Annotated in this window: 29 protein-coding genes and 1 other annotated feature; of the genes, 6 read left to right on the plus strand and 23 right to left on the minus strand. The window is 39.1% G+C overall.

Translation table 11 applies throughout. The features are described 5' to 3' along the window. Positions 1 to 5 precede the first annotated feature (5 nt). The 4 genes from LGO15_RS14050 to ltaE form a co-directional block, all read right to left on the minus strand. Entirely contained in the window at positions 6 to 374 is a 369-nt protein-coding gene (locus tag LGO15_RS14050) for a hypothetical protein (RefSeq protein ID WP_226085103.1), read from the minus strand. Next, positions 371 to 676 carry an antibiotic biosynthesis monooxygenase family protein gene (locus tag LGO15_RS14055; protein WP_167832556.1) on the minus strand — a complete coding sequence of 102 codons (306 nt, stop codon included), beginning with the start codon at positions 674 to 676 and terminating at the stop codon, positions 371 to 373. The genes LGO15_RS14050 and LGO15_RS14055 overlap by 4 nt, the downstream gene beginning before the upstream one ends. Before the next feature lie 375 nt (positions 677 to 1,051). Then, positions 1,052 to 2,410 carry an IS1182 family transposase gene (locus LGO15_RS14060; RefSeq protein ID WP_226085104.1) on the minus strand — a complete coding sequence of 453 codons (1,359 nt, stop codon included), beginning with the start codon at positions 2,408 to 2,410 and terminating at the stop codon, positions 1,052 to 1,054. A gap of 314 nt (positions 2,411 to 2,724) precedes the next feature. Further along, positions 2,725 to 3,750: a low-specificity L-threonine aldolase gene (gene ltaE, locus LGO15_RS14065; protein WP_226085105.1), complete on the minus strand. Its 1,026-nt coding sequence runs from the start codon at positions 3,748 to 3,750 to the stop codon at positions 2,725 to 2,727. 132 nt (positions 3,751 to 3,882) lie between these two features. On the opposite strand from ltaE, the gene LGO15_RS14070 reads away from it, so the two are divergent. Beyond that, positions 3,883 to 4,308 (plus strand): CBS domain-containing protein, encoded by a 426-nt coding sequence (locus LGO15_RS14070; RefSeq protein ID WP_226085106.1) that lies wholly within the window; start codon positions 3,883 to 3,885, stop codon positions 4,306 to 4,308. A 40-nt stretch (positions 4,309 to 4,348) separates the two neighbouring features. On the opposite strand, the gene LGO15_RS14075 is transcribed toward LGO15_RS14070, so the two are convergent. The 4 genes from LGO15_RS14075 to LGO15_RS14090 form a co-directional block, all read right to left on the minus strand. Further along, on the minus strand, positions 4,349 to 4,807 hold the full coding sequence (locus LGO15_RS14075) for an STAS domain-containing protein (protein ID WP_226087893.1): 459 nt from the start codon (positions 4,805 to 4,807) through the stop codon (positions 4,349 to 4,351). Between the two features lie 129 nt (positions 4,808 to 4,936). Continuing rightward, entirely contained in the window at positions 4,937 to 5,074 is a 138-nt protein-coding gene (locus LGO15_RS14080; RefSeq protein ID WP_226085107.1) for a hypothetical protein, read from the minus strand. A gap of 693 nt (positions 5,075 to 5,767) precedes the next feature. Next, the gene (locus LGO15_RS14085; RefSeq protein ID WP_226085108.1) at positions 5,768 to 6,376 is read right to left on the minus strand and encodes a hypothetical protein; all 609 of its coding nucleotides are present in this window, start codon (positions 6,374 to 6,376) and stop codon (positions 5,768 to 5,770) included. Between the two features lie 178 nt (positions 6,377 to 6,554). After that, on the minus strand, positions 6,555 to 6,704 hold the full coding sequence (locus LGO15_RS14090) for a hypothetical protein (RefSeq protein ID WP_226085109.1): 150 nt from the start codon (positions 6,702 to 6,704) through the stop codon (positions 6,555 to 6,557). Positions 6,705 to 6,964: 260 nt separating this feature from the next. Between LGO15_RS14090 and LGO15_RS14095 the strand changes: the two genes are divergently transcribed. Further along, positions 6,965 to 7,099, plus strand: coding sequence for a BA3454 family stress response protein (locus LGO15_RS14095; protein ID WP_226085110.1), 135 nt, complete (start codon positions 6,965 to 6,967; stop codon positions 7,097 to 7,099). A gap of 64 nt (positions 7,100 to 7,163) precedes the next feature. On the opposite strand, the gene LGO15_RS14100 is transcribed toward LGO15_RS14095, so the two are convergent. The 8 genes from LGO15_RS14100 to LGO15_RS14135 form a co-directional block, all read right to left on the minus strand. Continuing rightward, entirely contained in the window at positions 7,164 to 7,565 is a 402-nt protein-coding gene (locus LGO15_RS14100; protein WP_226085111.1) for an anti-sigma regulatory factor, read from the minus strand. Between the two features lie 4 nt (positions 7,566 to 7,569). Continuing rightward, positions 7,570 to 7,926 (minus strand): STAS domain-containing protein, encoded by a 357-nt coding sequence (locus tag LGO15_RS14105; RefSeq protein ID WP_102263056.1) that lies wholly within the window; start codon positions 7,924 to 7,926, stop codon positions 7,570 to 7,572. Positions 7,927 to 8,178: 252 nt separating this feature from the next. After that, positions 8,179 to 9,195 (minus strand): C40 family peptidase, encoded by a 1,017-nt coding sequence (locus LGO15_RS14110; protein ID WP_226085112.1) that lies wholly within the window; start codon positions 9,193 to 9,195, stop codon positions 8,179 to 8,181. Between the two features lie 404 nt (positions 9,196 to 9,599). After that, the gene (locus LGO15_RS14115; RefSeq protein WP_226085113.1) at positions 9,600 to 10,031 is read right to left on the minus strand and encodes a hypothetical protein; all 432 of its coding nucleotides are present in this window, start codon (positions 10,029 to 10,031) and stop codon (positions 9,600 to 9,602) included. A gap of 107 nt (positions 10,032 to 10,138) precedes the next feature. Further along, a complete protein-coding gene (locus LGO15_RS14120) occupies positions 10,139 to 10,999 on the minus strand; it encodes a DUF421 domain-containing protein (protein ID WP_226085114.1) in 861 nt (286 codons plus the stop codon). An 11-nt stretch (positions 11,000 to 11,010) separates the two neighbouring features. Further along, on the minus strand, positions 11,011 to 11,223 hold the full coding sequence (locus LGO15_RS14125; protein ID WP_318999785.1) for a DUF1657 domain-containing protein: 213 nt from the start codon (positions 11,221 to 11,223) through the stop codon (positions 11,011 to 11,013). A gap of 48 nt (positions 11,224 to 11,271) precedes the next feature. Then, on the minus strand, positions 11,272 to 11,475 hold the full coding sequence (locus tag LGO15_RS14130) for a DUF1657 domain-containing protein (protein ID WP_167832543.1): 204 nt from the start codon (positions 11,473 to 11,475) through the stop codon (positions 11,272 to 11,274). 123 nt (positions 11,476 to 11,598) lie between these two features. After that, a complete protein-coding gene (locus tag LGO15_RS14135) occupies positions 11,599 to 12,069 on the minus strand; it encodes a hypothetical protein (RefSeq protein WP_226085116.1) in 471 nt (156 codons plus the stop codon). A gap of 244 nt (positions 12,070 to 12,313) precedes the next feature. On the opposite strand from LGO15_RS14135, the gene LGO15_RS14140 reads away from it, so the two are divergent. Both LGO15_RS14140 and LGO15_RS14145 read left to right on the plus strand, forming a co-directional pair. Continuing rightward, positions 12,314 to 13,477: a TIGR04053 family radical SAM/SPASM domain-containing protein gene (locus LGO15_RS14140; RefSeq protein WP_226085117.1), complete on the plus strand. Its 1,164-nt coding sequence runs from the start codon at positions 12,314 to 12,316 to the stop codon at positions 13,475 to 13,477. A 143-nt stretch (positions 13,478 to 13,620) separates the two neighbouring features. Then, positions 13,621 to 13,917, plus strand: coding sequence for a HesB/YadR/YfhF family protein (locus LGO15_RS14145; RefSeq protein ID WP_226085118.1), 297 nt, complete (start codon positions 13,621 to 13,623; stop codon positions 13,915 to 13,917). 36 nt (positions 13,918 to 13,953) lie between these two features. On the opposite strand, the gene argS is transcribed toward LGO15_RS14145, so the two are convergent. The 4 genes from argS to LGO15_RS14165 all read right to left on the minus strand — a co-directional run bounded on the left by argS (position 13,954) and on the right by LGO15_RS14165 (position 17,030). Next, entirely contained in the window at positions 13,954 to 15,651 is a 1,698-nt protein-coding gene (gene argS, locus LGO15_RS14150; protein ID WP_226085119.1) for an arginine--tRNA ligase, read from the minus strand. 43 nt (positions 15,652 to 15,694) lie between these two features. Then, positions 15,695 to 15,909, minus strand: a binding site (T-box leader). 39 nt (positions 15,910 to 15,948) lie between these two features. Further along, on the minus strand, positions 15,949 to 16,425 hold the full coding sequence (locus LGO15_RS14155; RefSeq protein ID WP_167832538.1) for a GNAT family N-acetyltransferase: 477 nt from the start codon (positions 16,423 to 16,425) through the stop codon (positions 15,949 to 15,951). Between the two features lie 134 nt (positions 16,426 to 16,559). After that, the gene (locus LGO15_RS24355) at positions 16,560 to 16,829 is read right to left on the minus strand and encodes an OsmC family protein (protein WP_226087894.1); all 270 of its coding nucleotides are present in this window, start codon (positions 16,827 to 16,829) and stop codon (positions 16,560 to 16,562) included. After that, positions 16,830 to 17,030, minus strand: a complete 201-nt coding sequence (locus LGO15_RS14165) for a hypothetical protein (RefSeq protein ID WP_167832537.1) — start codon at positions 17,028 to 17,030, stop codon at positions 16,830 to 16,832. 203 nt (positions 17,031 to 17,233) lie between these two features. Between LGO15_RS14165 and LGO15_RS14170 the strand changes: the two genes are divergently transcribed. After that, positions 17,234 to 17,371, plus strand: coding sequence for a hypothetical protein (locus LGO15_RS14170; protein WP_167832536.1), 138 nt, complete (start codon positions 17,234 to 17,236; stop codon positions 17,369 to 17,371). Positions 17,372 to 17,468: 97 nt separating this feature from the next. Continuing rightward, positions 17,469 to 17,912, plus strand: coding sequence for a hypothetical protein (locus LGO15_RS14175; protein ID WP_226085120.1), 444 nt, complete (start codon positions 17,469 to 17,471; stop codon positions 17,910 to 17,912). A gap of 66 nt (positions 17,913 to 17,978) precedes the next feature. Here LGO15_RS14175 and LGO15_RS14180 read toward each other — a convergent pair whose 3' ends face one another. The 3 genes from LGO15_RS14180 to LGO15_RS14190 all read right to left on the minus strand — a co-directional run bounded on the left by LGO15_RS14180 (position 17,979) and on the right by LGO15_RS14190 (position 19,779). Beyond that, entirely contained in the window at positions 17,979 to 18,584 is a 606-nt protein-coding gene (locus LGO15_RS14180; RefSeq protein WP_167832534.1) for a LysE/ArgO family amino acid transporter, read from the minus strand. Between the two features lie 281 nt (positions 18,585 to 18,865). Next, positions 18,866 to 19,258, minus strand: a complete 393-nt coding sequence (locus LGO15_RS14185) for an HIT family protein (protein ID WP_226085121.1) — start codon at positions 19,256 to 19,258, stop codon at positions 18,866 to 18,868. A gap of 56 nt (positions 19,259 to 19,314) precedes the next feature. Further along, positions 19,315 to 19,779, minus strand: a complete 465-nt coding sequence (locus tag LGO15_RS14190; protein WP_226085122.1) for an NUDIX hydrolase — start codon at positions 19,777 to 19,779, stop codon at positions 19,315 to 19,317. Between the last annotated feature and the right edge of the window lie 17 nt (positions 19,780 to 19,796).

The following is a 19,796-nucleotide window of genomic DNA, read 5'->3' on the forward strand; positions in this document are numbered from 1 at the left end:
TCACCTCATTCATTTAATAGTGCATCATTTGATAATGAATCGATCGCTTGTTCAAGTATATTAACATATGCTCTTGCAGATTTGTCATCATTTGATTTTTCAATAGCACCAATCAATCTATTAAAATTATCAATAAGATGCTCTGTCTTCATCCCTCTTGAGGTCAAAATGCCATTTAGCCAATGGGCATAATCAATAAAGTATTTTTCCTCATCCATACTAGCCGCTGTTTGAAGATACTTTATATGATGTTCATTGTCCTCTTTGCATTTTTGCCTTCCCCGTTCACCATATTTTTCGAGCAGGATAGGATTATCTTTGTAAATCCCGTCGGTAACCTCTTCTATAATTGAATTAATTAATGTTTCGTTCATTTAGCTACCACCTGGTATCGTCCAACAGTTGGACGTATGGTAGCAAGTTCCTGATCAGGATAATTCTTTTCAAGTTCATGAACTTTTTTATAGGCGTCACTCGTAATATATTTTATATAATTTTCCTTTGATTCCCAGCAGATTTGGACGGTCAACTCTGATGGTTTTTGCTCGTTTTGAAGCAAGTTAAAGGAAATGAATCCTTCATACTCATCTACCAGGCGTGATCTTTTTTGATAGATTCCTATCACCTCATCAACCTTACCCTCTGGTATATTTACAGTTGAATGTACGATATACATTATTCATTTCCTCCTATTCCCCTTTGAGACATAGTCCAATTATACATTTCTAGTGTTAGGCATTCAAATTTACTACGCTCTCAGGGACATAGAAAATCACTAACTTTAGAAAATACTAGTATTTCTTACCTTTTAAAAGGGTTTACTTTAACTTTTAATACTTTTTTTCAAAAGATCATATACCTGGTTTTACATCTCAAATGGCCATCTACTACATAGGTTGAAATCCGTTAATCCAGATGCATTAAAAAAGCTGGATGTATGTCATCCAGCTTTCAGTTTGTAGACAAAAGGGGTTCGGAATGCTCTCATTCCGAACCCCTTTTTGGATTTCATCGAATTTTTCAAAGGAAATAGACTCTCTTTTCTATACTTTTAGGCCATTACTGGACTTCTCCATGTCCAGTTGGCCATCTTCTTCAAGTTCAATGCAGCGAAAGTAAGCATCGCCTGCATCGACAATTTTTTAAGTCCCCTTAGGGTTGTCCAACGCATGCCATGCTTTTCTTTTGCATCTGCGAATACGCGCTCAATGGTTTCTTTGCGCTTCGCATAGATTTGTTTTACTTCTGATTGGTGCCTTAAATGGTCTGCCTCTTCCAAATACTCATGCCAGATGTGGCGCGTTACCACCTTTTGGTGGTCTTTGCTTTCTGTACATTGCGCTAAAAATGGGCAGGTGGCGCAGATATGTTTGGGAGATTTGTACTCACGATATCCCTCTTTTGTAGTGGTGGAATACCTTAGGATCTCACCGGCAGGACACAAGTAACAGTCATAAAATTCGTCATATACATAGTCATATTTACGGAAGAATCCGTCCTTCGTTCGTGGTCGGGTATAAGGCAAAGCCGGAGTTATTTCATTTTCAAACAGAAACTTCGTAATGGCTGGAGTTTTATAGGCTGCGTCGGCCGCAACGGCTTTGGGCTTTCCAACTTTCTCTATTACTTGTTCTACCAGTGGTTCAAGGATCAGGCTGTCATGGGTGTTACCAGGTGTCACAATTGTTCCTAGGACAAATCCATTTCGGTCTGATGCCGCATGAAAGGAGTAGGCAAACTGCTTTGTCCGTTCATCCTTGACGTAGTATCCACTCTCCGGATCGGTCGTGCTTTCCTTTATTTCCTTCGATTCTTCCTTGTCGAATTTATCAGGAGGAAAAGGCTTCTTCCCATGTTCTTCCCGATCTTGATTGATTTCTTCCTGGAGTTTCTCTTGATACGCCCGTGTTTCCTTCCGCACTACTTTCTTCTCGAATTTATGCTTATTCGCACTTGCTTTAACGTGGGTTGAATCAATGAAGACGTGTTCTGCACTAATAAGTTTCTTATCAGCTGCGGTCTTAAGAATTCGATAGAAAATCTGTTCAAACAAATCAGTGTCTTTAAAACGGCGTTCGTAATTCTTCCCGAAGGTGGAGAAGTGGGGCACTTTATCATGGAATCCATAACCCAAAAACCAGCGGTAAGCCATGTTCGTTTCTACTTCGGCAATGGTCTGGCGCATGGAACGAATGCCAAAGGTATATTGAATAAAAGTGAGTTTAATTAAAATCACAGGGTCAATGCTTGGGCGCCCTACTTCCGAATACACATCTTTCACCAAGTCATAAATGAAAGAAAAATCTATGGCTGCTTCCATTTTACGGACTAAATGTTCCATAGGAACCAGTTGGTCTAAAGCAACCATTTCTAATTGATCTCGTTGGATTGGATTGTTCTTTGAAAGCATCTTCATCACCTCAAGCGTTATATGTATCTATTTTAAAATAGACTTATGTTTAGTTCCACGTTAAGTTTGTAAGTCCTGTTGATTGGAGTGGAAGGCGCGTAGACTCCTGCGGGCTCAGCTGGACAGGTGAGACCCCGCAGACGCCAACGGCGGTGAGGAGGCTCACCGCCAGCCCCGCGGAAAGCGAAGCGCCTGGAACGGAAATCAACAGCCCCCATTTCAGCACCAACCAAAAAAAAGACTGTAGACAAGCTCGATTTCCATCGAGTTTGTCTACAGTCTGAAAGCTGGATGTATGTCATCCAGCTTTTGCTTTATTGTCTGGCAACCTTGGCTATCGCTTCGATTGACTTCTGAATTTGATCTTCATTTACATCATAATGGGTTACAAACCTAACAAAAGTAGGGCCAAAGGTACCAGAGAGAATTCCTTCACCTCGAAGCCTCTCAACAAAAACATCGGAAGTAATGTTCAGACCTGCAACATCTGCGACAACTATATTCGTTTCAGGCTGCCGGGCAAGCTTCATACCTGGAATTGCTTCAATTGCTTCTGCCAGTATCCTAGCATTCCATTGGTCTTCTCCAAGCCGATCTTTCATTTTCGTCAACGCAATTAAACCAGGTGCCGCAATGACACCAACTTGTCTCAAACCGCCACCAAGGCGCTTTCTCCATTTGCGGGCAGTCGTAATGAATTCAGCATCACCAGCTATGATAGAGCCCACAGGAGCTCCAAGTCCCTTTGAAAGACAAATTTGGACAGTATCTGTATACTTAGCAAATTCCTTAGCATCCACGCCTGCAGCAGCTGCGGCATTGAACAATCTGGCACCGTCAAGATGAACAGGTACTTTATTTGCTTGGGCAATATTATAGATCGCTTTCATATTATCAACCGGTATGACTGCTCCTCCTGCTCGGTTGTGAGTATTCTCCAAACAAATCAATCCAGTTTCCGGAAAATGGATATCTTCCGTTCTGATCGACCTTAAAACATCCTGTGGGTCCATTGCTCCCCTGTGCCCTGGAATGGTCCTTGTCTGTACTCCAGCAAGGGCAGCTACAGCACCTGATTCATAATAGAAGATATGTGATTCTTCCTCTAAAAGTAATTCCTGTCCTGGCCGGCAATGTGTCAGAACAGCAATTTGATTTCCCTGTGTCCCGCTCGTAACAAACAAAGCTGCTTCCTTACCAAGTAATTCGGCTGCGGTATCTTCCAACTCCCTGACTGTTGGGTCCTCTCGATAGACATCATCCCCCACATCAGCTGTGTACATGGCTTTACGCATTTCTTCTGTTGGTTTTGTGACAGTATCGCTTCTTAAATCAATCATATGTCCTCCTCTTTTCTATGTACATTTGTATTTATTCATATTTTACCAACAGAACCTGCAAAAAACTAACAGTTTCTCATTGTTAGCATTCGGGTATTCCTCTAATAGAAGCTTAAAAAGGAGGATGAATTCATGAATATCGAAAAAGTAATGACCAGAAATGTAGAGTATTGCAAGCCTGATACACCAATCCATGAGGTAGCAGCAAAAATGAAGGATTTAGATGTGGGTGTAATGCCGATCTGTGATAATGACCAATTGACAGGTTTAGCTACCGACAGGGATATTGTGTTGAAAGCAGTTGCCCAAAACACATCAATGGATACACCTATTTCTGAGGTCATGACAGCCGACCCTGTTCGCGGGACAATCAATATGACTGCTGAAGAAGCAGCAGATTTAATGGCAGACGCACAAATTCGCAGACTTCCAATAGTAGAGGACGGTAAGATGGTTGGAATTGTATCCCTAGGTGATCTTGCTGTCACTGATAAAATGGTGGATGAGGCAGGAGAGGCTCTAGAAGATATCTCCACTCCCTCTCAACCAGAAAAATAAACCACAAAATAACCCGCCAGTAAATTCTGGCGGGTTAACTTTATTCTGATATTTTTCTGAATTCCAACCCTTTTTCTTTCATTAAATGCTTCAACGCTGATTGAAAAGTCGAAAATGTTTGCGCCTCTAATTTTATTCCATCAAGTACCATTCGTTTGACAAGCTCAGGATTCATACCCACAAATAAAGTTTTAACCCCCATCAAAGAAATGGAAGAATCCAAATCATGCAGCTCTCTTCCTATTTCCTCAAGGCAAATATCCTCAACTCTTTCTCCACTTATATCAGTCAAATCAATGATTGCGGTTTCAATATCCTTATTATGAATAAAGGCGAGCAACTTTCCGCGGATTTTATCAAACCGTTCAGCTCTAATTAAACCTGTGATTGGCACCAGGATTGTTTGTGGGACAATGGAAGGTATTATTGGTGCGGACATCTCAGAAATAATTGTCTCATATTCTTGAATTTTATCTTCTAGTTCTTTCAGCCTGTTCATTTCCAACCTGCTAAAACCCTCCCGAAATCTTTTGGTTACAGTATCTCTGCTTTTTCTATCATACATTTATTGATTATGTTTGTATAGAAAAAAACTGCTTCTACATATTAAAGCAGGGAGGATTAATCTTTAATTGATTACATTGATTAAATGCATGATATCTTCGTAAATCCGTTCTTGATATTCGTCATCACAACATCTTTTATAATCATCAATTAAACGTCCAAGTTCTTTTAGAAAAATTAATTTTTCTTCTTCGTTGATCATGGCAAAATTCTCCTTAATAGGACAAAAGTCATGTGTGGTTAAATTTAACATAAGTGTGTCCTTAAAACAACCAAGAACTTTTTTAATAATACATTATTATATTTCGTAATTGTGGAGAAACTATGCATTATGTGAACCAAAAAGTTTTGTTTTAGGTCAGAGAGGAGTCTCCATGTTACATAATATATTCAGGCTTTGTATGCTTTTACTTTCCTGGTCCACTTTGTTATTATATCCAAAACGTGCATTTAAAAAGTTTCTTCCTGTGACGCTATTTGTTACAGGATTAGTATCGATTTTACTGCTTCTTTCGCACCCTTATAAACTTTGGAAGGTATCCGGAGGAATTGGAACTCGTATTTACAATGATCTTACTTTCACACTTGGTCCATTTTTTGCGGCAAATCTATGGGTGTTCAAGCTGGCCTACGGGAGCATTTGGCAGTATTTAGGGATTAATCTAGTGATTGATTATTTATTAGCATTCCCTATTAGTAATCTTTTTAAGAAAATGGACATTTATCAATTACAACGTCTGAAACCAATATATTTTTTCAGTGTTATTTATTCCTTTGCGATTTTTGCTTACAGCTTCCAGTACTTTTTTCAAAAACGGAGGCAACGATCCTTTTTTCGCTAACATGATTGAAATAACAAAAGACCCTTCCATCAAATTGATGGAAGGGTCTTGAACTATTCTTCATCGATTGTGATAATTTCCATGACTAGTTCAATCCCTTTTGTATTCTCGATATAATCGATAACGGGGTCAACTTCGTTTCTGAGCTTTGGGCTCAACGGCAACTCGATTTTTTGATTATCATATGTAAAAATTAATTTATCAGGAGTTAAGGTACCTCCCTCTTTTTTGTTAACTTGTTTCATTTCAGTGATTTTATCCCACGGATATTCAGTTTGTTTTAATTTCCAAAGTTCATCATAGTATAATCCATCTTTATCCATATAGTAATAATTGTCAATACTTAAGTAGCCGCCTGAAGCCATGATCAGCATTGTGAAAATTGAAGCAATAAATAAATTTAAACTTCTTTTTTTCGATTCATCTGTTTTGAAAAGATAGACGGCTATGATAATCAGCAATACAGGTATAATCAACAACATGGCAACCATTGTTATGTAGGAAGACATTGGGCTGTCAAAAAACCAGTGCGACTTATCAAGGTAAAAGGATTGATGAATGAAAGTAACGATAAAAATACCAATTGGTACAGATGCGAAGATAAGAATAACAGCGACTGTTATCAGCAAGCTCCCCGCTCGGTCAGCATTATGTGCATTCAAAATATTGTTCCCCTTTTCTTTTTCTCTATATTTCCATAATATATATTCAACTTAAAGTAAAAAATTTCCTTCTAATAAAACATACTTTTTTATTTTTCCAGCTAACAATAAACTATTGTTTCATTATTGAGGTTAAATCAACAAAAAAATAAGCCGGACTATGTCCAGCTTATTCCGACTATTTTCTAAGGTTTTCCTGGTCCTTTAATCTTTTTTGCTGATCGGGAACTCTTCCCTGACCTTTGAACTCATCCATCTTTTTATCTTTCCCTAATTTTTCTCGTTCATATTCGACGAGGCTTTGCTGATCCTTTTTTGAATCTGCCATGGTGCTTCCCTCCTTAATCTTTATATACATCCTATTCCCTCCACGAAAATAGCAAAACCCTAAGGATTAAGAAACAGTACTTTATTCCACAGGATCTGCTTTTCCATCAAGATTGTTCAAGAGTTACCAAAACACCCAACAACAAAAAAGAGAGGCTGCCTGTCACTCCCTGATGTTTATTCAACCTCAATAGTTGGTATTATTTAAAACACGGAAGTATTAAACTGATCACGAAAACACATTAGAAAGGGTAATGTACAATGAGAGAAGTAACAGTTTCTGTAGATTTAAAGGGGAAAAATTATTTAACGAATGTCATTGCTGATTGTGAAACATCAGAGGAAGAAATCATGGAGATGGCACGAAAGCAAGTTCAAGAGCAATGGCTCTTTTAAAATAGTGAAAAGGATGTTCAACGATTGTTGAACATCCTTTTATTTTTGCTGTTATTCATAGGTATTATCTTGCCCATTTGGTAATCGTGATTTCGGTACCAGTTCCGGGGCTTGAATCAATATCGAAGCTGTCCATCAACCTTTTAACTCCTGGGAGCCCTGCACCAAGGCCTCCAGAGGTAGAATAACCATCCTGCAAAACCATCCTGATGTCATTAATGCCGGGACCTTCATCAGCTGCAGAAATCCGAATTCCTCGTCTTCCGTTATCTTCTAATACGTCAATAGTAATCCTGCCGCTTCCCGCATATAAATAAATGTTTCTTGCAAGTTCAGAAATGGCTGTTGTTATTCTTGCCTGGTCAACGCCGCCAAATTGGAGTTCTTTCGAAACTTCTCTTCCTTTTTGACGGGCAAGTACTATATCAAATTCATTATTAATATTAATAATAATCGGTTCTGTCATCTGGCTAACCCTCTAACAATTGGCTTAAAATCGAAATTCCTTGTTCAAGATCCAGTGCAGTATGGACATTTTCCAACGTTATGCCAAGTTCAATCAAGGTAATAGCGACTGCAGGTTGGATACCGGTCAGCACAGCTTTAGTGCCCATCAGGCTTGTCATTACGATTACGTCGCCTAATACTTTTGCAATGAAAGAATCAATCATATCGACAGAAGTCAAATCGATGACAACACCTTTTGCTCCTGTATCTTTAATTTTATTTAACAGGTCTTCTTGAAAAGTAAGTACCGTCTGGTCATCTAGTTCTACTTGAATTGAAACCAATAAATAGTCTTTTAATTTTAAAATAGGAATTCTCATTTTATATGCCTCCAAATCATTAAACTCACCAGAATTCACTATGTACAAATAATTTTCATTCAAAATGGTCAACATCCAACCACTTGCACGTTAGTAAATAAGATTTTAATTGGATTATACGCTATATAATATGTGGTTTACAAATTAAAAGCTGTGCCTAGTAAAATGGTAGTCTTCGTTTAATGAAAATAAAAAAACCTCCGAGGTGGAGGTTTCAAAATTCAAAGAGCTGGGTATAGGTAAACAATCAGATTAAAATGTTGTTTTTGCACCCAGATAACGCGGCTTCCAATAAGAGTTATTCATGTCACTGATTTCCACACCTCTTGAAGAACCAGCATGAATGAACTTACCGCTGCCTAGATAGATACCAGCATGAGAAGGGCCTGCTTTATATGTTTCAAAAAATACAAGGTCTCCTACTCGTGGAGATGAAACAGGTTTTGTTGCATTCCAAATGGTTTCTACTGTTCTAGGAATCGAAATGCCGACATTATTATATACGTAATTTAAATAACCCGAACAATCAAAGCCTGCAGGTGTGCTGCCAGCCCAAACATATGGTACTCCCATATACTTTTTGGCCTCACCGATCAATGAATTCACCTTAGAAGTAGAACCATAGGTTGCCATTACAGGTGTAGTGGCTGTTGACACATTAGTCGCAACTGGTGTTGTAGATGAACCGGTTAGCTTCAATACTTGACCAGGATAGATCAGATGAGAGTTCAGATTATTGATTGACATTAATTGTGATAGCGATAAATTATGGCGAGCAGCAATCGTTGACAAATTGTCACCGCTACGGACTGTGTATGTGCTGGACGTATTTACAGTTGGAGAACTGGCTGTTGTTGCAGCAGATCCTGAAACTTTCAATTTTTGCCCAGGGTAGATGACATCAGAGTTTAATCCGTTTAAGGATTTAAGTCCACTTATGGACATTCCGTACGACTTTGATATTCCCCATAACGTATCGCCTGACTTTACGATATACGTAGAATCAGATGCGCTGACGGAAGTATTTGAATCAGATGAATGACTATGCGGCGCTAAGACTGATAGTTTTTGATTTACATAGATGGTTGTGCTTGAAAGATTATTCCACTTTTGAATATCATTTATAGCGACATTGTATATATTTGAAAGCTTCCATAAAGAATCTCCGGACTGGACTGTGTGTAATTTATCATGTGCACTTGCTGATCCATTGAATGATGTAAATAAAATCCCGGCTGTTGCAGCCACCGTTAAAAGCTGTTTTTTCATGTTGAGCAACTCCTTTGATTTCGTTACAAATTAATAGTAGAGTTTCCCAAACTAGTTTTGAATCTATAAATATTGGTTTGTGAGGAATACTTTTCCTCTGGTAAAAATACCGTTTACATGGCAATTAATCGCTAAACCCCTTTCTTATAGGGATTAGAGGGGCTTTTTTCCTTCTCGACTCCCGTTTTGTTACATTAGTGAAATAAAAGCTTAACATTGTTGTAATTTTACCAAGCTATGCCACTCGACCCATTCCCTATTCATAACAAGGTAAAAAGGAACTAATTGATTGGATAAATAGTGACTTTCATTAAATCTATAAGTAACAAAAAACTCTCGCTGAAGGCACAGCGAGAGTTTTTTGATGTCTATTATTCATCTGTTCTAATTTGGAAATAGCCTTTCTAAAGGTTGCGCTTAATTAATTGATTGGCTAGGTGATCCACCTGCTGGCTATTTCCTGTTTCTTTGGCAGCCGAAGCTATTTGGTTAATCATTTGACTGCTTTCCGGGTTCGTCGAGGTCGTCGAATGAAAACCTGTCGTACTGTTAGTCTTAGTTGTATCTAAACCAGAGGTGATTTCCTTTGCAAATTCTGTAATTCCTGCCGCCATTGGCTTATTAAAAGTTGATCCGGCATTGGAATTTTGGAAAAGCTGCCTCATCCCATTTCCATTTCGGTTGCGAAAAATAAAGGCTGCTGCTGCACTTGCTACAACCCCCATAATCGAGTAGGTCATGGAGCGATTTCTCTTACGTTTGTATCCGAACATTTTCATCATATTCTGAGGTATATTCGATTTCATCAACGTAGAAATCCAAGCAGATCTATTCATCCGGCAGCACTCCCATTAAGAATTAGAGGAGATCTTTATATCTCCTCCATCCATTAGTATTTGATTTAGCCTTATCGTTATACCGGAAATGATTACATAGGATTTGCTTACTCTTTAAGGTACTGTTTTACTTTTCGAATTGCTTCTTCCAATTTTTTCGCGTTTTTTCTATACATATCCTGAGCTTTAGAAGACTCTGTTTCGAGAGCAAATAATTCAAGGTCTGCCTGACATTTTTTCAGCATGGCCAGCAATAGCTTCCTTGGTTTAGGTGACGGTACTTGAACCTGGTCATCGTATGTATCAATATATAGACTGCCATAAGAATCGACTTGACCTAAAAAGACATTATCAAGCGTCACTCCTAAATTAGCCAGTTCAATGTCTAGCCACGCTTTGTTTTTACCAGCATAAGCCAATTGATCATTGAATACATTTCCATCCATTATGACCGTATACGTTTCTTTTTCTGGTGCTACCGGCATATCTAAATCATTTGGAGTTAACGGAAGGAGTTCCTTTTTTAATAATACACTCAAATCACCTTTTGGCTCTAATACAGCAAACTCAACGTCTGCAGTTTTGAAGACATTCTTCTGCCTTAACAAAGAATTCAATTCATCGATTGTATATTTTTCTTTTTTCAGGTTCTCTTCCATCACTTTTCCATCTTTTATAATCACGGTTGCCTTTCCCTCAAATAAATCTCTGAACTTCTTGCTTTTAATTCCAATGAGGTCATGCAAATATGTGAAGGACCCAAATATTACAATAGCCAATACTCCATGAAATAAATTTCCATCCAGACCCATAATCACTTCGCCGGCAATACTTCCTATCGTAATACCCGATACATATTCAAAAAAAGACAGCTCCGACAGTTGCTTCTTCCCGCCTATTTTCGTAATGGCAAATAAAGTCACTACAAACAACACAGACGAAATAATAATATGCGTCCATTCATTCATTTTCTCACCTACTAGCTTTTATATTGGGGTTCTTCTTTTTCAATCTGTGTTTTCCTGTCTTGAAGGTCGGTTTTAATTTCCCCAACGATCAGCATTGTTTCATGAAAGATTGTGCTCGCTTCAGGAACATTGGTATTCAGCGCCATTGTAGATAACTGTGCTTCAATTCCTTTTATTGTGGAAAGGAGTTGATTGATGTTTGATGCTACTGTCAATTTAATCACCTCTGTAAAAAGGAAAAGGGCCGGTTCAACCTACCCCGTCCCTGCCGTTTACTGTTTATATTGTGGTTCTTCTTTTTCTATTTCTTGCAGACGCGGTTGAATGCTATCTATAACTGCCTGTGTTTGTTGTGCAGCTGTCTGATAAAGTTGCTTTGCTTGTTGATTATCCGTACCAAGTGCAAAAGTCTCCAAACTCGCCTGAGCACTTTTTAGACCAGCAATTGTTTGCTTAACTTGCGCTCCAACAGTCATCAGAGTCCCTTCTTTCTAAAGAATTTCTGGTACTGTTTTAGTATGGCAAAGCTAAGAGAAATTATTCGGGACGATCAGTAAACAAAAAGCCATGAGCATGCTTGTCAGCAAGCCCATGGCTGGTCATTGCTCATTATCATGAACAATCACTCTTGCAGTATACAATACATAACCATTTTCCCACTTAGCATGAACTTCCAAAGCGTAATCACCAGAAGCGACATTGTACTCTTCAAAGTTTAAAGGGTATCCAGTCAACTCTTTATAAGCGAGTCTACCCGTATCCATATCCCATAAATAACATTTTACTGCATCCGGTGATTGTTTGAATAAAAGCTTAACATTATCATTTGAATCGACAATAAGTGGGGTGGATTCTCTGGCAAGTACAGCAGGTTCAATATTCATATCCGCAGAAGCAGTCCTTCCCCATTTCCTTAAGGTATAGGTTACCGGCTTAACTTCCATGATATGTTTCGCTGCAGCAACTTCCAATTCAGGAGGAGTTGGTTTATAAGTGCTATACGTGATCCAGCTGGCCATACTGATCAAAACCAAAATAGACAAGGCTATCCACGGAACAGACTTCTTCACCGATATCCCCCTTTTCACAAATCCCTGATTTCTCCCTATTAATAGACGTAGATGACAGTGGGAAAGTTTCAAATTTTTCAATCAATTCTGCTTGGTAGTCTTGCCAGTTTTAGCTGGTGAAATTGCCTTTTTTCTAAAAGTTCAGCGGGAAAACCATTTTCGGTAAGGTGTAACATTCATTACATGCGCATAAAATCACTTATTTTATAATGAATAAATAAATGAAAAAAAGTTGGTGATATAAATGCATGGAGTTGGACATTCCCATTCCACAAGCTTCCACCCTGGTAAAGTTGATTTTGACCAAAATCCTTATATCGTTATTTGGGAAGTAACAAGGGCTTGCCAGCTGAAATGTTTGCATTGCAGGGCAGATGCTCAAAATAAACCCGACCCAATGGAATTGACTCCTAAAGAAGGGAAAGTATTAATCGATCAAATTTATGAGATGGGTAATCCTATGCTAGTTTTTACTGGTGGTGATTGCATGATGCGGGAAGATCTTTTTGACCTTGCGGATTATGCCATTAGAAAAGGGATGCGCGTTTCCATGACCCCTAGTGCTACAGATAATGTGACAAAGGAAAAAATGGAAAGGGCCAGGGAAGTTGGACTCTCACGATGGGCTTTTAGCCTCGATGGGCCAACTCCAGAAATCCATGATCATTTTCGCGGAACTCCTGGTTCGTTCGAACTTACGATTGAAAAAGTAAAATACTTGAACGAATTAAACATGCCCTTGCAGCTTAATACTGTAATTTCACGTTACAATTATGACCACCTAGAACAAATGGCAGAATTAATGAAAGAGCTAAAGGTAGTGATGTGGTACATCTTTTTACTTGTACCGACTGGGAGAGGGCAACTCGATGCCTGCCTTACTCCGGCCGAACACGAAAAGGTGTTTAGATGGCTATATGAGTTAAGTAAATCGGCACCATACGACATTAAGACCACTGCTGCCCAGCACTACAGACGTGTTGTGTACCAGCAAAAAGCAAGAGAAAATAAACTCATCAAAGAACAAGGCATCCGCTATGAGGACACATTGACTAAAGATATGGCCTCCGTCATTGATGGGCTAAAGCGGGCTCCTAAAGGGGTGAATGACGGCAACGGTTTTGTTTTTATTTCCCACACCGGAGATGTCATGCCATCTGGGCTCCTGCCTCTTGTCGGAGGGAATGTCCGTGAAAAGCCTTTAGCAGAAATATATAGAGACTCCCCTATTTTCAAAGACCTGCGCAGCCCTGATAAATACAGCGGAAAATGTGGTGTTTGTGAATTTCGCTATGTATGCGGTGGTTCACGTTCGAGAACCTATGCTGTTACTGGAGACTATATGGCCAGTGAGCCATTTTGTGTTTATATCCCAGAAGCAATGCGTAAAAAGGAAACTAGGGTTTAGGGTTTTCAGCTACTCACTTGGGGAGCTGTTTTTAAATGGAACATTTTTGACAATGTAATGACATTGCGAAAAGTGTGACATAAAGCACGGCAGCCAGTACCTTTGAGGTTTTACAATAAAGCTAACGAAAGGATGGTGCAAAGATGACAATCAAGATTGATCAAAACGCATACAAATGGTTTGAAAAGGAATTTGATACACAGAAACCGTTTCACATCCGCCTTTATCCTCAATATGCCGGGTTTGGCGACAAGAATAAAGGTTACAGCCTGGCATTTTCGCTTGAAACTCCTGCCATAGCCGCCGAACAGCAAGAGATTGACGGCATCACTTTTTTTGTAGAAGCAAACGATACATGGTTCTTTAACAAAACAGATGTAGAACTGAAGTACAGCGATACCGCTGGTGAAATTTTCGCCAGTTATATAGAACATAATTGAATCTAAAAGAGTCCCCGGTTCATCCAGGGACTCTTTTTACATTTCTTTTGGAGCCTTGACTCCAAGTATTCTAAGACCTTCTTCGAGCACAATGCTTACACAATGGACTAATTGAAGACGTGCGTTCTTTTCAGCATTTTCTTCAAGGATGCGGACTTCTCCATAATATTTATTAAAGGCCTGGGACAAATCAAGGACATATTTAGCAATCAAAGATGGATCGTTTTTATCAATCGCTCTCTTTATTGTTTCCGGAAAGTTCTGAAGCTCAGTGATCACTGGCCACTCCGCAATAGCTGCCCATTTGAAGTCTTCATTTCCTCCTTTGAAACCTCCCTTTTTCAATAACGATTGTGTCCGTGCATTTGTATATTGAACATAAGGTCCTGTTTCCCCTTCAACCTTTAACATTTCTTCGAGGGAAAATTCAATGTCGTTCATCCGAAAATTCTTCAGGTCATGAAAAACAATTGCGCCGGTACCAACCATTTTTGCAATCTCTGTTTTATTTTCCAAATGAGGATTTTTTTCTTCTATATTCTTTTCTGCCAGTTGAATGGAATCATTAAGAACATCTTCGAGCAAGACTACCTTCCCTTTTCTCGTGGACATTTTCTTTCCATCCTTTAACATCATGCCAAATGGAACATGAACAATCCCGGCAGCCCATGGAAAGTCCAATTTTGCCAGCACTGCTTTGAGCTGTTTAAAGTGCAGACTTTGCTCATTGCCGACCACATACAATGATTTTACAAATGAATAGCTATCGAATCTGTACTTAGCTGCGGCTAAATCCCTGGTAGCATACAATGTTGCGCCATCCGATTTTTTAATAAGACAAGGCGGAAGTTCATGTTCTTCCAAGCTGACTACCAGTGCCCCATCCGAATCAACAAGCAGCTCCCTGTCTTTTAGCATTTTCACGATTGAATCCATTTTGTCATTATAAAAAGCTTCTCCCGCATATGAATCAAACTCGATTCCCATGAGTTCATAAATCTTCTTAAACTCCTTAAGTGACTCATCCTTGAACCATTTCCATAGCTTGAGTGCCTCAACATCCCCGTTTTCCAGACGTCTGAACCAGTTTCGTCCCTCTTGCTCCAGCTCCGGCTGGCTTTTTGCTTCATCATGAAACTTTATATATAGCACCAGCAGCTCCTGTATTGGGTTCTTCTTTACTTTCTCTTCTGATCCCCAAAGTTTATAGGCTGTGATAAGCTTGCCGAATTGAGTTCCCCAATCTCCTAAATGATTGATTTTCACGGTCTTATATCCAGCCTTTTCATAAATAAGTGACAAAGAATTCCCTATAACGGTTGACCGAAGATGTCCCATGGAAAAGGGTTTTGCAATATTCGGAGAAGAAAGGTCAATTGTCACAATTTGATTTCCACCAAGATCAAAATCACCATAATGATTCCTCTTTTGCCCGATTTCAATCAAAAGTTCTTCGGTCACTTTCGCCTTGTTTAAAAACCCATTTACATAGCCTCCGGCCGCTTCAAAACGTTCCATTGAATCATTAACTGAGCTTTGCAACCGAGCATTTAACTCCTCCGCAATAACTACCGGCGGTTTTCTCATGCTTTTTGCCAATTGGAAGCATGGAAAAGCTAAGTCACCCTGATGCAAAAATTTCGGTTTCTCAATTAACCTCTCTATTTCTGAACACGAGAGAGCCCCTTCTAGCTCAACGGCAAGCAACTCTGCATACAGTTTCACATAATCCATTAAATTACCCCCTTATATAAAATAAAAAAACTCCCGTCTCTAAATAAGAGACGAGAGTTTATCCCGCGGTACCACTCCAATTGCTCCGAATTTCGGAACCTTCTTCCAAGTGATAACGGGTAAATCCCGGCTATCCCTACTCAATTTCAGGACAGCATCTCAAAAGTGCGCTTCATTATTCTGATGCACCAGGCTTCCACCGTCCCTGGCTCGCTGTAGCAAAGAAAGAATAATTACTCTCTTTTTCATCGATTTGATATTTTTCCCATTATAAACAACTCTTCGGACCTTTTGCAATCATTTTTTTGCATATAATCCAGAATTGAATTCTTGGATTGACCGATTGTGATCATCGAACATTTCAATATAGTTGCCGCCAGTATAATCGCCAATCACTTTTCGCCAAAAGTTCCTTGCCGGCTCATTTTTCTCTACCTGAGTGACACTCCAATTTCCAGGGAATAGGCCAAATAGCTTTTCCGCCGCTGCTTTTCCAAACCCTCTTCGGTAGAATTTCCTCATAATAAAAAACTCCAGAATGACATTGGGAGCTCCACTTTCGACCATGGCAAAACCCGCCAGTTCTCCTTCATGCATGATAAAAAAAGCATGTAAATCGGCTTCAGTCCAATACGGTTTTAAATCAAAGGGTGCAAAAAATCCAGATTGCTCAAGCTTGATATCCTGAAAGACAGTAAATTCGTAAATATAAAATTGTATTAAATTTTGGAGTATTGCTTCATCCTCCTGTTTTGCACGCACTAATTCAATCACATGGACTCCCCTTTTTCAAAAAGATATAAATAAGAATTCGAGGATAGAACCAAAAATCCTTTTCATAAAAGAAAATGGTCTTGTATAAAAAGTGAAAATGAGCCCTCATCTTATTAGGATAAGGACTCATTCTACTAGTATTCTTCGATTTCCCAAGTATGATTGAACTGAATACAGCCCTTTAATGTTTGTGCGACAGGACATCCCCGTTCGAATACATTTAATGCTCTTTCGGCAGCTTCCCTATTTCCTGAAGGAACCTTCAATTCATAGTGGCAGCTGATTTTTGTGATTTTCAGGACTCCTTCAGGTGCTTCAATTGTTCCTTGGATGTTCGCTTTGACTTTATCAGGTGAAGATGGTATTTTACGCGCCTCCAGCGCGCCAGATAGGGTTCCAACCAGTCAGCCGCCTGCTGCAGCAACGATATGATCTAGTGTAGACGGATATTCTACCTCTGGATTCACACCATAGAACTGCTTTACACCACCATGTACCCCAAAAAGTAAAGGCTCACTAAAACCTTCAATGTAAGCCTCCCTAATTTTATTGGCAGTATCTTTCTGGATTACTGTTATTTTCGTTAGCGCGATTGGCTCGGACAATTATACGACCCCCTCCTTGAATTTCTAACTCCACCATATTAGAAACTGTGCCATTTTTCAAATAATAACCTATTTCTTTTAAAATAGGCAGCCCGTCTTTTAAATTCAATGATACAAGCTGATGCTCGTCCGATATTTTTTCATAAGATGTTGTTGTAAGGTTCGGATCTTACCTAACTTCTATGAAGGAAGGGGGTGGAGAGATGTTAATCACTGCGATTGTTGTTCTTTTGCTGGCACTTGCTTTGGTAGTTGCGATTTTGTTGAACCAAGACGCACTTGCTGATGTCCTTTACACTTGCATCGGTGAAGTAATTGCTGTAGACAATGGTGCTGCTTAATCTCTGTAAGATTTGCAACCTAAAGTTCCTTACAATCTCCCTGGTTATACCGGTATTAGCCGGGGAGATTCTATAATAAAAGAAAGGATGATAATAGATGAATGAAAAAGATATAAAGCCACATATTGATTCTTTGAAAAAAGAGCCGTCTTTAGATGGAATACTTAATTTCACCCAGGCGATTTTTAATCAGTTGCCAGAAGAAAATAACGATGAGGTCAGCCAATCTCAGAATAACCATTTTAATGCTGACAACCTTAATTCCCTAATGGCAGCTGTACAAGGGTTTGTAAATCCAACTACTTTATCATTGCTATCCAAGACATTGAATAAATCAGACACAAAAAAAGAAGACGCAAACACTACTAGCTTAGAAAATGAGAACGAACAACTTTCTTTTGAGAACGAAAAACTTTCTGCGGAGTTGAACGAAGTGAAAGAGCAATTGAATGCAATGAAGAGCGATCTAGCAGAAAACAGTAAGCGTCTGCAAGAACTTGAGTCAGAAGTTCAATATCTTCGACGTCGCAGAAGACGATAAGAAAAAGTAGTCCTTCATGATTTTTATGAAGAACTCTTTTTCTGGCCTCTTTTCAGGATCCTTAAGTTAAAAAGTCAACAACAAGTAAATGGCTGTCCCCCACATAATCAAAGCGGATATTTTATTCAAGATCATGTGAAAACTATTTAATTCCCCCAACCTTCCCACTTGCCGTCCAACATAAGCAAGAACGAAAAACCAGATCCAGGAAGTCAAAATACAGGCAACTGCAAAGGTGAATTTCGCTGGACCTGCATAATTCATTGAACTCGTTCCTATCACTCCGATTGTGTCCATGATCGCATGCGGATTAAGCAAAGAAACCGATGCGGCAAAGGTTATCTGTTTTTTCGGGGAAAAGGCTACTGTCTCCGCAGTTACATCAGTTGGCCTGCTTCTCCAAGTTAAATATCCCATATAGATTAAAAAAAGTATGCCGGCTGATAATAACAACGTACTTAACCAGGTAACCTTTAGAACCACCACTGATATACCAAGAACTGCAAGAGTGATTAAAACTGTATCACTGATTGAAGCTGTCAAAATCACTGGCAAAACTCTACTATATTGTTTGTGCATCGATCCCTGGTTAAAAACAAACACGTTTTGCACTCCTAACGGAAGGATCAGTCCGAAGGCGAGGATAAATCCATGAACTCCCGCAGCTAGCATAGTTCCTCTTCCCCTTTTTCTATCCAACTATATTTACTATTAATTCCATTCCACTCGACCCTCAATCTTTTAGACAGCTCCTATATAACAGAAAAGGACTTAGGCCTAAGTCCTTTTCCAATTAATTCTTAAATATATTCTCTGAGATACTGAAAACAACTAAACTGAGCATAAACACTAAAATGCCTGAGTGAATTTTATTCACAATCAATCATATTATTCGTGAATGTTAAAGTGGTAGCGATAAAGAAGTTTGTGAAAAGTATCTGTTTTAGATGAAATCAAAAACCATTATTTTTTTCTTGATCATCTAGTAAATATCCTTGCTCATCACGTATTCTCGCACCAAAATGGACATGCCAGTGCATATGTTTATTGCTCTGATAATTTCCTATGTTGGTAGAGATGGTGCATGCTCCAAAATCCTTCTCTAGCATCGAGGCAACCTGCCTAACTACTCTTAGAACATCATTCAAAATCTCCGCTTCCTCATTGGATACTGTTAAAAATGACAAAATATGTTTTTTGGGAATGACAACAATATGTACCTCATAATATGGCCGAGTATGATGAAACGCGAGAGACTGCTCAGTTTCATATACTTTTTCAACTGGTGTTTTGGCTGATAATACTTCCTCACAATAGAAATCTTGCCATTTTTGATCACCCGTCATTTTATAACTCCTGTATGAATATTTTTTAAAGGGCATTTCTTACATATATTCAGCTTCTATTTACAACATTCTATGGCGTTATGATGAATATAATGTTGTATAAAATCAAGATAGCTTTTTTGCAAGTTATCTGGCAATTGATGCAAATTGAAGAATTGCAGATCAATTGACTCTAGTTCATCCGACACTAGTTCACCCATATAGTCTTGTGTTGAATAAACGGTAGTTACTGAGTAAAGTTCATCACCATTTGCGACTTTCAAATAATATTCTTCACCTGAAAACACACCCTCTAGCTTCAACCTTCCTATGTCGAGCCCCGTTTCTTCCTTCACTTCCCTTCTTGCCGTTTCTTCAAGGCTCTCTCCTAATTCCATCAAACCTCCTGGAAGCCCCCATCCGCCATCACTTCGATGCTGGAGCAGTAACTGGCCTTCATCATTAAAAATAAGCACGACTGCTCCTGGTAAAATCAGTGGCCTGTGGCCTACCAGCTTTCTTAGCTCACGTATATATTCCAATGTGTTCACTCCATTAT

Source organism: Mesobacillus sp. S13, assembly GCF_020422885.1.
Taxonomy (GTDB): domain Bacteria; phylum Bacillota; class Bacilli; order Bacillales; family Cytobacillaceae; genus Mesobacillus; species Mesobacillus selenatarsenatis_A.